The organism is Rhizobium cauense, from assembly GCF_019511525.1.
Taxonomy (GTDB): domain Bacteria; phylum Pseudomonadota; class Alphaproteobacteria; order Rhizobiales; family Rhizobiaceae; genus Rhizobium; species Rhizobium cauense.
Genome location: NZ_JAEUAT010000005.1, coordinates 450,642 through 463,652 on the forward strand (window position 1 = coordinate 450,642; position 13,011 = coordinate 463,652).

At 60.8% G+C, this 13,011-nt stretch carries 12 protein-coding genes; 7 read left to right on the forward strand and 5 right to left on the reverse strand.

Translation table 11 applies throughout. The features are described 5' to 3' along the window. Nucleotides 1-11 precede the first annotated feature (11 nt). The 4 genes from JNB88_RS12845 to secA all read right to left on the reverse strand — a co-directional run bounded on the left by JNB88_RS12845 (nucleotide 12) and on the right by secA (nucleotide 6,870). Entirely contained in the window at nucleotides 12-1,301 is a 1,290-nt protein-coding gene (locus JNB88_RS12845; RefSeq protein WP_220355764.1) for a GNAT family N-acetyltransferase, read from the reverse strand. A gap of 1 nt (nucleotide 1,302) precedes the next feature. Next, on the reverse strand, nucleotides 1,303-2,712 hold the full coding sequence (locus tag JNB88_RS12850; protein WP_220355797.1) for a lipopolysaccharide biosynthesis protein: 1,410 nt from the start codon (nucleotides 2,710-2,712) through the stop codon (nucleotides 1,303-1,305). 111 nt (nucleotides 2,713-2,823) lie between these two features. After that, nucleotides 2,824-3,930: a D-alanine--D-alanine ligase family protein gene (locus JNB88_RS12855; protein ID WP_220355765.1), complete on the reverse strand. Its 1,107-nt coding sequence runs from the start codon at nucleotides 3,928-3,930 to the stop codon at nucleotides 2,824-2,826. Between the two features lie 225 nt (nucleotides 3,931-4,155). Further along, nucleotides 4,156-6,870, reverse strand: coding sequence for a preprotein translocase subunit SecA (secA, locus tag JNB88_RS12860; protein ID WP_220355766.1), 2,715 nt, complete (start codon nucleotides 6,868-6,870; stop codon nucleotides 4,156-4,158). Between the two features lie 246 nt (nucleotides 6,871-7,116). On the opposite strand from secA, the gene JNB88_RS12865 reads away from it, so the two are divergent. The 6 genes from JNB88_RS12865 to JNB88_RS12890 all read left to right on the forward strand — a co-directional run bounded on the left by JNB88_RS12865 (nucleotide 7,117) and on the right by JNB88_RS12890 (nucleotide 11,235). After that, complete coding sequence (locus JNB88_RS12865; protein WP_220355767.1) at nucleotides 7,117-8,004, forward strand: peptidylprolyl isomerase; 888 nt, start codon at nucleotides 7,117-7,119, stop codon at nucleotides 8,002-8,004. 116 nt (nucleotides 8,005-8,120) lie between these two features. Further along, nucleotides 8,121-9,362, forward strand: a complete 1,242-nt coding sequence (argJ, locus tag JNB88_RS12870; protein WP_220355768.1) for a bifunctional glutamate N-acetyltransferase/amino-acid acetyltransferase ArgJ — start codon at nucleotides 8,121-8,123, stop codon at nucleotides 9,360-9,362. Further along, nucleotides 9,331-10,152 (forward strand): GNAT family N-acetyltransferase, encoded by an 822-nt coding sequence (locus JNB88_RS12875; protein WP_420832184.1) that lies wholly within the window; start codon nucleotides 9,331-9,333, stop codon nucleotides 10,150-10,152. Before argJ ends, JNB88_RS12875 begins: the two co-directional genes overlap by 32 nt. After that, nucleotides 10,149-10,562: an 8-oxo-dGTP diphosphatase MutT gene (gene mutT / locus JNB88_RS12880; RefSeq protein ID WP_220355770.1), complete on the forward strand. Its 414-nt coding sequence runs from the start codon at nucleotides 10,149-10,151 to the stop codon at nucleotides 10,560-10,562. The genes JNB88_RS12875 and mutT overlap by 4 nt, the downstream gene beginning before the upstream one ends. Before the next feature lie 123 nt (nucleotides 10,563-10,685). Continuing rightward, nucleotides 10,686-11,003, forward strand: a complete 318-nt coding sequence (locus JNB88_RS12885) for a hypothetical protein (protein ID WP_037137915.1) — start codon at nucleotides 10,686-10,688, stop codon at nucleotides 11,001-11,003. Nucleotides 11,004-11,070: 67 nt separating this feature from the next. Continuing rightward, nucleotides 11,071-11,235 carry a Flp family type IVb pilin gene (locus tag JNB88_RS12890; protein WP_220355771.1) on the forward strand — a complete coding sequence of 55 codons (165 nt, stop codon included), beginning with the start codon at nucleotides 11,071-11,073 and terminating at the stop codon, nucleotides 11,233-11,235. Nucleotides 11,236-11,237: 2 nt separating this feature from the next. Here JNB88_RS12890 and JNB88_RS12895 read toward each other — a convergent pair whose 3' ends face one another. Beyond that, complete coding sequence (locus tag JNB88_RS12895; protein ID WP_220355772.1) at nucleotides 11,238-12,122, reverse strand: methyltransferase domain-containing protein; 885 nt, start codon at nucleotides 12,120-12,122, stop codon at nucleotides 11,238-11,240. 94 nt (nucleotides 12,123-12,216) lie between these two features. On the opposite strand from JNB88_RS12895, the gene JNB88_RS12900 reads away from it, so the two are divergent. Beyond that, nucleotides 12,217-12,993, forward strand: a complete 777-nt coding sequence (locus tag JNB88_RS12900; protein WP_220355773.1) for a ComF family protein — start codon at nucleotides 12,217-12,219, stop codon at nucleotides 12,991-12,993. Nucleotides 12,994-13,011 lie beyond the last annotated feature (18 nt).

Consider the following 13,011-nt stretch of genomic DNA (forward strand, 5'->3'; position numbering starts at 1 on the left):
GGTTTGGCACCTTATTGAGGAGACTTCCCGCGCCGAGCGAGCGACATGATCTTCTGCCTCAGCATTTTCGCAACGTTTCGCGTGCTGCTGTACATGTGGAGTTGGGCGGCCACCTGGCGAACGTCACGGTCGCCATTCTGGTGAAGCCCGATCACCATGGTTCCCATGTCTTCCCGCTCTCGCCAGAACCGGTTGATCATGGGATGGTCGGGAATAGCGCAGGAGTCCGAGCGCGCGATGTTGGCGTCGTCGAGGTGCCATTCAGTCACTTCGCCCATCAGCAGCTTGCCCGGCGAATGGCGAGCATAGGCCTCGTCATAGGCGGTCTTCCACGTATAGGCCTCGCTGCCCATCATCAAGACCACCATCGAGGCGATCGCCTTGCCATTGAGGTCGATCGTGTGGATACGTACTGCGTCGACTGCGGCGAGGTTGGACACGGCTTCGCGGGCGAAGGCGGTGTGGTAGCGGTCGGTGACGAGAGCGCTGCGTTTCTTGCCCTTCCAGCCGCCTGCTTCAAGTGCGAGGAATTCCTCGAAGCGCATGTGGATGTCGCGTGGCTGACGGGCGACGCTGTAGACCACCGTGCCGTGTTCCTCGAGCAGACGCCATTGCCGGCGCATCTCCTTCAGATGCGATGAAGAAATCGCATCGCGCAGGTAGGTGGTTGCGTCCTCGTCGCTCTGCAGCATGGCGCGCTGATAGGGATTGGTGATGGTGATCGGCAGGTTGCGGCTGATGGCGACCGCCCTTGCCATGCGCGCGACAATGCCGTTCAGCCTGACATCCGGCAGGACGAGGATCGGCGGCAGGCGTAGATCACGGTTGACGAGGCCGTCGTAGAGGTTATCGAGCGTTTCGGCCGCGTCTTCGGCATCGATCAGTGGCGTACCGAGCGGTGCAAAGCTGTTCGACCAGACACGGATGATCGACGGGCCGACGGCGAAGCCGGGTTTTTCGACGGAAAACGGCATCAGGAACCGCATCCGGCTCCGCGCGTCGCTCTGATCGCGTAGTAGGGCGAAGCTTACCTGCCTGTCGTCGAGCCGTGGCATGGCCGGAGCGAGAAACCGGCCGGTGAAGAAGACGTTGGCTTCCATCGCGCGGTTTGACAGGAAATCGAGCTCTTCCTGCAAGTCGTAGCCAAGCTTGCCTGAATAGAGGCAAAGTTCGCGGCCCGGTCGCCCGACCTCCACGCGCGCATCCGCCTGCGGCCTATCGAAATCGAGTGCCGCGAGTTCGTGAACCATCCGGTTCGTCGTGACGTCCGTCGTTTCGCTGGCTGGGGGAGTGCGCACCATTTTATCGGACTTCCATATCTGTCTTGGCCGGCGTGGCAAACGCGAAAAGGACGATGCCAAGCGCGCGCCGGACGGCGAAATGAAGGAGCACGGCCTCCACGCCCATGGCGGTGGCAGTGGCGATAGCCGCACCCTCAATTCCAAGTCTGGGGATCAGGAGCAGGTTGAGGCTGACGTTGGCGGCCAGCGCTCCGGCATAGAGCAACACGCACATGTTTTGCTTGCCGGCCATCATCAGCAGCGTTTCCGCCGGTCCGACCAGCGCTTTGGCGAGAATGCCGGTCAGCAGGATCGCCATCAGCGTGTAGCCGGCTGTGAACGCGCTGCCAAAGAGCGAGAGGAGCAAGTGACCGGCGGCGACGACGGCAAGGCCGATGCCGAGTGCGGGCCAGAACGTCCACCTGGCGGCATCGATCGCAGCAACGGCGAGCTGCTGGCGGGTCCCCTCGGCGATAAGGCTCGAGAAGCGCGGGCCGGATGCGGCCTTAACCGAAAAATTGATAAAGTGGACCAGCGCCATGGTCTTGGCGGCGGCAAAGTAGACGGCGACGTCCTGCGGTCCGAGGAAAATGCCGACGACCACCACATCCGAATTGGTCAGGAGAAAGCTGACGCCTTCGATAAGAAAAATCGGGAAAGCGACCCCCAGCCAGCCGAGAAAATCCACCTCGCGCGGACCTTCCTGGTAGTGGCGGCGCATTCGCAAAAGCGTGGCGACATATTGCCCGACGGTCGTGACGTAAGTCGCGGCTAGCGCGGCTTGCATCGCCGTCACCGCGGTATGCGGCGCGCCGAAACCGATCGCGGTCAGCATGAACAGAATGATGAGAACGGGCCGAGCGATGTAGGCGGGGCTCAGCGCCATGACGGGCCAATGGTTGGCGCGCGACGTGCCTTCGAGAATATCACCAAGGGTAATCATCGGCATCGCGATCAAACCGAGGAAGACCGGAATGACGTAGTAGCTCTCGATCCTGTCGCTGAAGACATGCAGGCCGATCATGCCGATGACGAGAACGGCAGTACCGGAAAGCAATCCAAAGATGCGGGCCGTGCCGGTCAATCCACGGATCTTCTCAAGCGCGCCGGCGGCCTTGTATTGGGGTAGGAAACGGACGATGGCGGTGTGGAAGCCGAGGCAGGAGAGATCGCCGAAGAGGACGATCAATACCCAGACGAATACAAAGACCCCGTACTCGTATTCGCCCATCAGACGCGCCAGGACGATCTGCGACAGAAAGGCGAGGGCGGCGCTGGCAATGCGGATCGCGAAGACGGTCAATGCCATTCGCTGAGCCGTCGCCTTCTCGCCGCGCGCGGTCAGAACGGTGGCCAGCGAGCGCAGCATACGACTACCCGCCGGGCGCAGACCCGCAGGCAGCAACTTTTCCGCCGTCTCAATGACTGCCATCACAAACACGCAAAACTCTTCTGGCAAATCGTGTCTAGCGTTGTGGCAGAACGGCGTTAAGAAACGGTTGTGACAGCGTAATTGGGCTTGACGCTCGACGCCCTGAACCGGTCAGGCGCCGCCGCGAGTCAACGCCCGGTCGACCAGCCGGTCGAGAATTTCGGGGTAGCTCACACCTGTAGCCGCCATTGCCTTGGCGTACATGCTGATATTGGTGAAGCCGGGGATGGTGTTGAGTTCGTTGATCACGAAGGACATGTCAGGCGTCAGGAAAAAATCGACGCGCGCCATGCCGTCGCAGCCAAGCGCCTTGAAGGCGAGGCGCGCGGCTTCTCTCATTCGGTCCTCGACTTCCTTCGGAAGTTCCGCGGGAACCCGGAGGGCCGCTCCATCCTCGTCGATGTACTTTGCCTCGTAGCTGTAGAAGCCGTGGCTTTCGGCCGGCGCGATCTCGCCGGGAAGCGACACGAAGATCTCGCCGTCGGCGTGTTCCAGCACGCTGAATTCGATTTCGCGGCCAGCAATGAATTCTTCCGCGAGCAGCTTGCTGTCGTGCTTGAAACCTTCAGCCAGCGCAGCTGCGAAGTCTTGCCCGCTCAGCACCTTGCTGACGCCGACAGAGGAGCCCTGCCGTGCCGGCTTGACGAACAGGGGGAGGCCAAGCTTTTCCGCGAGATCTTTGAAGGAGGGTACCTTGTCTTTCTCAATGCAGACCGCTTTTGCGACAGGCAAACCGGCCTGGTTCAGGAGGCGCTTGGCGATATCCTTGTCGATGGCAGTGACCGAACCCAGCAGACCGCAGCCGGCCAGCGGCACGCGGGCGACGGCGGCCAGTCCCTGGACGGAGCCGTCTTCGCCGTGCATGCCGTGCAACACCGGAAAGATGACGTCGATCGGCGGCAGTTCATATGGGGCACCATCTTCAGGGATGGCAAACAGCCGCCCATGGCCGCCCGGCAGCAGGCAGAGCTGTGGCGCGTGCTTGTTCGTTGCCGCTGTCGAAAGCTCGGTTCCGGCGGGTAGCAGCATCCACTGTCCCTCCCTTGTCACGAAGATTGGCTGGACGTCGTATCGCCCAGCGTCGAGTGCGCTGACAACGTTGGTGGCCGAAAGGATCGAGACGTCATGCTCCGGTGAGCGGCCTCCGAATAGAATGGCTACGCGCAGGCGAGGGCTTGCAGATCGGTTGACGTCAGCGAGCGAATGTGTGGTCGGCACGATGAACAGTCCCCTCAATTATTCGTGGAATTACAGTGCGATGACGCCATGATTGGCGAGTATTTCGGCAGGCTCGGTGAACAAAGCGACGGTTTTGCGGCTGAATCTTGTGTGGACTATGAAATCAAGAGTTGCAGCTGGGTTTTCGACGCCTTGAACCAAGCACAAACGAAGAGCCCCGCGACATCTCTGTCGCGGGGCTCTGATTTCAGTGCTGCGTCGGCATCAAGCCTGTGCGAAGGCGCCGTGGCAGTGCTTGAACTTCTTGCCGGAACCGCAGGGGCAGGCTTCGTTGCGGCCCACGTGACCCCAGGTCGATGGATCGGCCGGGTTGCGATTTTCCGGGGCGACAGCAACTTCCGACGCCAGGTACGCGGGCGCGAAATCGTCTTCGCCGGTGTCCGGATCGAGGTGATGCGCCTGCATGAACGGTGGTTCCGGCTCGACCGGCGCCTGCTGCACAAGTTCGACGCGCATCAGCTGTGCGGTCACGGCCTCGCGAAGATTGTTGAGGAGCGAGGTGAAGAGCTCGAACGCTTCCGACTTGTATTCCTGCAGCGGATCGCGCTGCGCGTAGCCGCGGAAACCGATGACGGAGCGCAGATGATCGAGGTTGACGATATGCTCGCGCCACAGGTGGTCGAGCGTCTGCATCACGATCGAGCGCTCGACATAGTGCATGATATCGGGACCGAAGCGCTCAGCCTTCTCGGTGAAGGCCGCGTTCGATGCTTCTGTCAGCCGCTCGCGGATGTCGTCTTCGCCAATGCCCTCTTCCTTGACCCAATCTTCGACCGGGAGATCGAGGTTGAGCAGAGCGGCGGTGCGCTCCTTCAGGCCAGCGGCATCCCACTGCTCGGCATAGGCACGTTCCGGAATATGCTTCTCGACCAGGTCCTCGATGACCTCGCGGCGCATATCGGACACTGTTTCGGAGATGCTCGGCGATTCCATCAGCTCGAGGCGCTGCTCGAAGATCACCTTGCGCTGATCGTTCAGGACGTCGTCGTACTTCAGGAGGTTTTTACGGATATCGAAGTTACGGGCTTCGACTTTCTTCTGCGCGCGCTCCAGAGCCTTGTTGATCCAGGGATGGACGATCGCTTCGCCTTCCTTGAGACCCAGCTTCGTGAGCATCGAGTCCATGCGATCTGAACCGAAGATGCGCATCAGGTCGTCCTGAAGCGACAGGTAGAACTTCGAGCGGCCCGGGTCGCCCTGACGGCCGGAACGACCGCGCAGCTGGTTGTCGATGCGGCGGCTCTCGTGGCGTTCGGTGGCGATGACGTAGAGACCACCGGCGGCAAGCGCCTTTTCCTTGAGCTGCTTGATTTCCTCGCGGATCGCTTCGGCCTTTGCGTCGCGCTCGGGACCGGGCTCTACTTCGCCAAGCTCGCGCTCGACGCGCATTTCGAGGTTGCCGCCGAGCTGAATGTCCGTACCGCGGCCTGCCATGTTGGTGGCGATCGTTACCGCACCCGGTACACCGGCCTGCGCGACGATGTAGGCTTCCTGCTCATGGTAGCGAGCGTTGAGGACCTGGAAGTCCTTGAAGCCCTGCTTGCGCATCAGGTCGGCCAGATATTCGGACTTTTCGATCGAAGTCGTACCGACCAGAACCGGCTGGCCACGCTTCTGCGCGTCGGCGATCTCGGTGATGATCGCCTTGTACTTTTCCTCGAAGGTCCGGTAGACCTCGTCGTCCTCGTCGATACGCTGGATCGGCAGGTTGGTAGGCACCTCGACGACCTCGAGGCCGTAGATGTTGCCGAATTCTTCCGCTTCCGTCTGCGCCGTACCCGTCATGCCGGCGAGCTTGTCGTACATGCGGAAGTAGTTCTGGAAGGTGATCTGGGCCAGCGTCTGGTTTTCCGGCTGGATCTGCACCTTTTCCTTGGCTTCCAGTGCCTGATGCTGGCCTTCCGAATAACGGCGGCCCGGCATCATGCGGCCGGTAAATTCGTCGATGATGACGATCTCGTCGTTGCGGACGATGTAGTCCTTGTCGCGCTGGAACAGCTTGTGGGCTTTCAGCGCGTTGTTGACGTGGTGGACGATCGCAACGTTTTCGATGTCGTAGAGCGACTGGCCCTTCAGAAGACCGGCCTGGCGCAGCAGGTTCTCCAGCTTCTCGGTGCCTTCTTCGGAGAAGTTGGCGGAGCGCTGCTTCTCGTCGATCTCGTAATCGCCTTCCGACAGAAGCGGGATGAACGCGTCGATCGTGTTGTAGAGGTCCGAGCGGTCGTCCAGCGGACCGGAGATGATCAGCGGCGTACGCGCTTCATCGACCAGGATCGAGTCCACTTCGTCGACGATTGCGAAGTTGTGGCCGCGCTGGACCATCTGGTTCTTCTCGTACTTCATGTTATCGCGCAGATAATCGAAGCCGAGCTCGTTGTTGGTTGCGTAGGTGATGTCGCAGTTATAGGCGGCGGCGCGCTCTTCGTCCGACAGGCCATGGACGATGACGCCCGTGGTCAGGCCGAGGAAGCCGTAGATCTTGCCCATGGTGGCGGCGTCGCGGCGGGCGAGGTAGTCGTTTACGGTGACGACATGCACGCCCTTGCCGGCGAGTGCGTTCAGATAGACCGGCAGCGTCGCGACGAGCGTCTTACCTTCGCCGGTCTTCATTTCGGCGATATCGCCGTCGTTGAGGATCATGCCGCCGATCAGCTGGACGTCAAAAGGTCGCATGCCGAGAACACGGCGCGAAGCCTCGCGAACAACGGCAAAAGCCGGAACGAGGATATCGTCCAGCGTCTTGCCGTCAGCCAGCATTTTGCGGAATTCAACAGTCTGGGCAGCCAGCTGTTCGTCGCTCAAGGCCTTCGTTTTTTCTTCGATGGCGTTGATGGCTGCGACTTTCGGCTGGAAGGACCGCACGCGGCGATCATTGGCAGAGCCAAATATTTTGCGGGCTATACCGCCAAAGCTGACCATATGACTGGTCCTTTCTCAATAATATTCCCCGGCTTTTCTTATCCGCTGCCCGGCCGAATTTCAGGCACACGTCTCGAAACGCCAGGAAACTGTTCTGGACGCGAGGTTGCGTGACAGATAAGAGGGGGGTCGAATGATGTCAACGGATTTGGCTGATATAGAAAGGCCACATTCCAGTGTTGATGCCTGTTTCAAGCAGGATTCGCGACGTTGACGCCGGTGGGTTTAACTGTGAAGGGTTATTTGATGTTGAACTACAACAAAATCGCTGTGATGGCGTTCGCAACTTTCGTTGCGTTCCAGGCGCCGGTCCATGCGCAAGACAAGCCGGACCCCGTCATTGCCAAGGTCGGCGACGCCGAGATTCACCAGTCGGACCTCGATCTGGCTGTCGCTAATCTCGATCCGCAGCTCGCACAGCTTCCCGACGACCAGAAGAAGGTCGCCGCTCTGTCCGCCGCCATCGACGTCAAGCTGCTGGCGCAGGATGCAATTGCCGAGAAGCTCGACCAGACCGCGGAGTTCAAGAAGCGTATGCAGTACCTCGCGGACCGCGAACTGCACAACGCCTATTTCAAGGAACAGGTCGTCGATACGGTCACCGACGCGGAAGTCAAGGCGCGCTACGACAAGGAAGTCGCCGCTCTGCCGAAGCAGGAAGAAGTGCACGCCCGCCACATCCTCGTGAAGACCGAGGACGAGGCCAAGGAAGTCATCAAGCAGCTTGATGCCGGCAAGAACTTTGCGGATCTGGCGAAGGAAAAGTCGACCGATCCGAACAAGGCAGACGGCGGCGATCTCGGCTATTTCACGAAGGGCCGGATGGTCAAGGAATTCGAGGATGCCGCCTTCACGCTTGAGAAGGGCACCTACTCCAAGACTCCTGTGAAGACCGATTTCGGTTATCACGTGATCCTGGTGGAAGATAAGCGCGACGCTCCTCCGCCGGCCTTCGATCAGGTCAAGGACCAGGTTCGCCAGCTCGTCATGCGTGACAAGTATCTGGCACTTCTTGCTGCCGCCAAGGAAAAGTCCAGGATCGACATCACGGACGAGGCACTGCGCAAGAGCTACGACGATGCCAACAAGCAGCCGCAGCCCGGTGATCAGCCGGCAGCGCAGCCGCAGCAGTAATCTCTCTTAGGGCCCGGTTCTTCCGGGCCCTTCACTATGACAGTTGTCGTATTTTTGCAGGGCGAGCCGGCTTATACTTCGCCCGAAAGTCCTTCCAGCTACCCAGGTCGATCATCATGTCCGGTTCCATTTCTCCGCTCGCTCCGAAATCCTATGTCTCCATGCCGGCGCTTCGCGGGGTGCGCATGGCCACCGCTTCAGCCGGCATCAAGTACAAGAACCGCACCGATGTGCTGATGATGGTGTTCGACAAGCCGGCCGCTGTTGCCGGTGTCTTTACCCGCTCGAAGTGCCCTTCGGCGCCCGTCGACTTCTGCCGGGAAAATCTGCCGCATGGCGCTGCGCGCACTGTTGTCGTCAACTCGGGCAATGCAAACGCCTTTACCGGAGTGAAGGGCCGCGAGGCGACGGCACTGACGGCAAAGTCGGCTGCGGCTGCGGTCGGCTGCAGCGAGAACGAGGTCTATCTCGCATCCACCGGCGTCATCGGCGAGCCGCTCGACGCCACGAAATTCTCCGGCGTTCTCGATCAGATGCACAAGGACGCGACCGGTGACTTCTGGTTCGAGGCCGCCAAGGCGATAATGACCACCGATACCTATCCGAAGGTCGCCACCCGCAGCGCCGAGATCGGCGGCGTGGCTGTGACGATCAATGGGATAGCCAAGGGCGCCGGCATGATCGCGCCTGACATGGCGACCATGCTCTCCTTCGTCGTCACCGATGCCGATATTGCGCCCGCTGCCCTCCAGTCGCTCCTGTCTGCTGGCGTCGATCCGACGTTCAATTCGATGACTGTTGACAGCGACACCTCGACCTCCGATACGCTGATGTTGTTTGCGACAGGTGCGGCCGCCGAGGACGGCCAGGTCCGCGTTGAGAATGCCGATGACCAGCGCCTCGGCTCGTTCCGCGCGGCCCTCAACGATCTCCTCAAGGATCTTGCGCTGCAGGTCGTGCGCGACGGCGAGGGTGCGACGAAGATGCTTGAGATTACCGTCACCGGCGCCGAAAGCGATGCGGCTGCCAAGAAGATTGCGCTGTCGATCGCCAATTCGCCGCTGGTCAAGACCGCGGCGGCCGGCGAGGATGCCAACTGGGGCCGCATTGTCATGGCTGTTGGCAAGTCGGGCGAAATGGCCGACCGCGATCGGCTTGCCATCTGGTTTGGCGATGTCAGGGTTGCCGTCAACGGCGAGCGCGATGCCGGCTACTCCGAGCAGGCCGCGACCAACGTCATGAAGAAGCAGGATATCCCTGTGAAGGTCGACATCGGTCTCGGAAACGGCACCGCTACGGTCTGGACGTGCGACCTTACAAAGGAGTATGTCGCCATCAACGGTGACTACCGGAGCTGATCTTTCATTGACCGAAGCGACATCCAAGAAGGCAAATCTGCCGCTCGTGCGCAGGCTTGAGGCCGTTGGCTTCCGGGCGTGGCCGGCGTCGTCGGTTCAATACGACGGAAGCTGGCAGATACGGCTGACCGCAGGCCATCCATCCAACCGGCTGAACTCGATCGTGCCCCTCGATCCGTCCGATCACCGCGACGTCGATATCCGACTTGCCAAAGCGAGCCGCAAGTTCGAAGCCTATGGCCGCCCGGCTGTCCTGCGGCAGACGCCGCTCGCCTCGCCGGTGCTGATCGACCTGGTACGGGAGCAGCAGTGGAGTTCATTCGACGAGACGATCGTGATGACGTGCGATCTCGCGCAGGCAGACCTGCCGGACACGCTGGACCACCTGCCGACGCACGATATCGGCCGTTTCGTGGACGCCAACCTGGCAACCGACGGCGTGTCGTCCAAGCTGAAGCCGGCGCTGGCCGAGATCATCAACGCGATCAAGCCGCCCTCCGGCCTGTTCATGATCGAAGATCCGAAGACGGGGCCGCTTGCGACCGTGCTCTGCGTTCAGGACAATGACCTTGCCGGCGTCATGTCGCTTTCGGTTGCCAAGGAGCGCCGCCGCGAGGGATTTGGCCTGGAAATCCTGACGTCCGCGCTGCGCTGGGCGCGGATGCGCAGCGCTCGTTCAGCCTGGTTGCAGGTGAAGGCGACAAATGCTCCGGCGCTGGCGCTGTACGAACGCCTCGGCTTCCATGAGGCGTACCGCTATTCCTACTGGCGTCAGGAACCGTCGCGATGAGTGATGCGGCCCGAAGCATTCTTCTCGTTGCCGCCTGCGCGTTGATCGATTCCGACGGCCGCATTCTGCTTGCGCAACGTCCCGTGGGGAAATCGCTGGCCGGACTTTGGGAGTTTCCCGGCGGCAAAGTGGAGCCGGGCGAGACACCGGAGGAATCGCTGGTGCGCGAGCTTCATGAGGAGCTTGGGATCACGACGAAGGTCGCCTGCCTGGCACCGCTGAGCTTTGCCAGCCATACCTATGAGAAATTCCATCTTCTGATGCCGCTTTATGTCTGCCGGCGTTATGAGGGCATTCCGCACGGCAGGGAAGGGCAGGCGCTGAAATGGGTGAAGCCGCAGGCTCTGCGCGACTATCCGATGCCGCCCGCCGACGAGCCGCTTATTCCTATATTGCAGGATCTACTTTAGGAACTTCTGATTATTATCCTGCAAGCGTCCAATTTGGGTGTGGATATTAATCGATCGTTTAACACCTTCTGCCAAATATCGGCCTCAATCAAGCAACTGGCGTGTGTGTAGAAGGCTTGACGCATGGACGACGATTTCTGGAAAGCTGTGAGAGAGAAAGAACAGGCCTCGACTGCCTCGAGCAGGACGGGGGTGTTGAACATCGCGTTGCTGTTTGGCACCGCGGTTGTCGCGCTGACTTTGATCCTGACGCCGATGCTTGCAGACAAGTCCAGGTCGAGCGTCTTTGCCAGCGCACCGTCCGAATTCGACACGATCACGACCGGCTCGATTCCGAAAACGGAGAACGGCAAGCGCTACACGATTCGCCAGAGTATCCTGCAGGAAACCCCGGGTTCGGTTTGTGTGGTCCAAGGCTACGGAAGCGGAACTGGCTGCTGATAGAGACGTTGCCGCAGCGGCAGCTGCAACGTGATTGAAGACTGCCGCTCTAGCGCCGAGGTGGGCAATGCGAGTTGTAAGGGCATTTCTGGCTGACATCCGCGGTGCGACGGCCGTCGAATACGGCCTCATCGCGGCGGTTATCTCGGTCGCAATTCTGGCTGCGCTTCAGGCCCTCGGCGGAAATATCACAACCCTTTTCACTGGACTTGCAAACCAGTTTCCGAACTGAGATTACTGCTTCAGCTTGTGTTCCTCGACCTTCAGTGCGTCGGCGAGCCTGACCTTTGCCGAGCCGGGGCGAAGCGGCTTTTGCTGGCTCTCGTGCGGCGCCCATCCCGAGACATAGATGATTGAAAAGGTCGCTCTGATCCGGCCGTCCGGATCGGCATAGCGTTCGGCATAAAGCTCAGCCGCCCGCATAAAGAAGGCGCGCGTCAAAGGCTTGCGGCTCCGTGCGAGGAGCGGATTGCTCATGCCCATCGCCCGCAGGTCCCGCATCAGCGGAAGGATCGAATCGTAGCGAACCGTGTAGGTCTCGGCGTCGATGACAGGCAACGCAAAGCCGGCGCGTTGCATCAGGCCGCCGACATCACGGACGTCAGCGAAGGGGATGACCCGCGGGCTCGCGCCACCCGTCAACTCGATTTCGGTAGCAAGCAGGACCTCACGCAACTCCTGCAACGTGCCCGCCCCCGGGATCGCGGCAAGAAAGAGCCCATCGGGCCTCAAGGCGCGGCGGATTTGGATGAAGACGCCGGGTGTGTCGTTCGTCAGGTGGAGGCTCAGCGGCGCCAGCAAGAGGTTTGTCGATTGTGGTTCCAAGGGAACCTCCTCCAGCGGGGCCTCGACGAAACCCTCTTCCGCTCCCGCGTAGGCGCGTTCGCTTTCAACCCGTGTCAGATGCCCGATTTTTCCGGTGGCGACTGCCGCGCGAGCCGCGGCGCCGGTGGCACCATGCAGTTCGACCGCATTTTCGAATGTTCGCTCGACGACGGCGAGGCGCTCACCCAGCTCCTCTGCGGCGATGTCGAGTAGGAACGTGGCCTTCGGGTCGTTGCCGCGAAGCGCGCGATGCCGGTTTTCTGCTATCCGGGCCTGGTCGAAGATCATATCCATGGCGCAGTGCATAGTCCCGCGCGCACAGTGCCGCAAGACGATTTTCCTCGAAGGCGAAACGCGCTAGTCTTTCCCGACAAGGTTGAGGGGCCTGATGGCGTTGAGGGAAGGATGGTCGTCTTTGAAGCTGATGGGGGCGCTGACCGCGCTTCCTTTCCGCCTGCTGGTCGACCTTGTCTATCCACCGGGATGTGCCGTTTGCGGCATTGCGACCGGCCGACAGCGGGGACTTTGCCCGACATGCTGGTCCGGTCTGCGGTTCATCGAGCGACCCTTTTGCGAGGTTCTCGGCATACCGTTTTCGCACGATCTTGGCTCCGGCATCATCAGTGCAGAGGCGATCGCCAATCCGCCGCCTTTCGACCGGCTGCGCTCCGCCGCATTTCATGACGAGCCGGTTCGCCATCTGGTGCATGGCCTCAAATATCGCGACAGGACTGATCTCGCCGCCATGATGGCTGAGTGGATGCTGCGCGCTGCCGATGGAACGGTCGAGCGTTGCGATGCCATCCTTCCTGTACCATTGCATCGGAGCCGCATGTTTTCGCGCAAGTTCAATCAGGCGGCGGAGCTTGCGCGCCATATAGCCCAGCAGTCGGACAAGGCTCTTCTGCCGGCGACGCTGTTGCGCATCAGGCGCACCCGTCAGCAGGTCGGGCTTGGGGCAAGGGCGCGCGAGGACAATGTCCGGGGCGCGTTTGCCATCGCCAAGGGACGGGAAGCCGACGTCTTCGGCAAGCGGCTCGTTCTAGTCGATGACGTCTACACGACCGGTGCAACAGTTGCCGCGGCAGCCAGGGTATTGCGCAAGGCGGGGGCGGCGGACATCACGGTTTTGACCTTTGCAAGGGCTCTGGCAGAAACTATATGACGAAAAGATAACTTGTAT